This window comes from Sphingobium chlorophenolicum (assembly GCF_000722875.1).
GTDB classification, from domain to species: Bacteria; Pseudomonadota; Alphaproteobacteria; order Sphingomonadales; family Sphingomonadaceae; genus Sphingobium; species Sphingobium chlorophenolicum.
The window spans coordinates 1-850 of the sequence record NZ_JFHR01000115.1; the positions used below are offsets into that span (position 1 = coordinate 1).

1 protein-coding gene is annotated in these 850 nt (G+C 57.3%); it reads left to right on the top strand.

The window, feature by feature from the left end; genetic code table 11:
• The first annotated feature begins 76 nt into the window (after window positions 1-76).
• A protein-coding gene (locus tag BV95_RS23340; RefSeq protein WP_156028742.1) for an IS5 family transposase occupies window positions 77-837 on the top strand; the annotation gives its coding sequence in 2 pieces (ribosomal slippage) (window positions 77-410 and window positions 410-837; 762 coding nt in all).
• Window positions 838-850: the final 13 nt, after the last annotated feature.

The following is an 850-nucleotide window of genomic DNA, read 5'->3' on the forward strand; positions in this document are numbered from 1 at the left end:
TAGGGTCAGGACCTGTTAAATTGCTTGCGCATTGGGTGATGGGTTGATTCAATAGCAGCGTTAGGAGGCGCTGCCGATGGATGTTCCGTTTCTGCTGAGTGAGGCGCAGATGCGCCGGATCGAGCCGTATTTTCCCTTGTCTCATGGGGTGCCAAGAGTGGATGATCGGCGGATAGTGTCTGGGATCATTTACGTCATCAAGCACGGGCTGATGTGGCGCGACGCGCCCAAGGAGTATGGCCCACACAAGACGATCTACAATCGTTTCATCCGCTGGAGCAGGCTCGGCGTGTTCAACAAAATCTTCGCTGGCTTGGCAGCAAAGGGCGGCAAGCCCGACCAGTTGATGATCGATGCAACCCACCTGAAAGCACACCGGACGGCGGCAAGCCTGCTTAAAAAGGGGATGTTCCCCGACGTATCGGACGCACCAAAGGCGGCCTGAACTCCAAGCTACATGCCGTATGCGATGGCAAAGGCCGACCGCTCATCATGCTGCTCAGTGAAGGGCAGATGAGCGATTATAAGGGCGCTGCACTGATGATCGATGCCTTCCCGAAGGCAAAGGTCCTGCTGGGCGACAAGGGCTATGACGCCGACTGGTTCCGCGCGGCACTGGCCGACCGCAAGATCACGGCCTGCATCCCGTCAAAGGGGAACCGGAAAGTGCCCATTCCACACGACACGGCGCTCTATAGACAGCGGCACAAAGTCGAGAATATGTTCGGCAGGATCAAGGACTGGCGGCGCATCCACACGCGCTACGATCGTTGCGCCCATACCTTCATGTCCGCCATCTGCATCGCCGCGACCGTCATATTCTGGATCAATCAATGAGTCCTGACCCTAG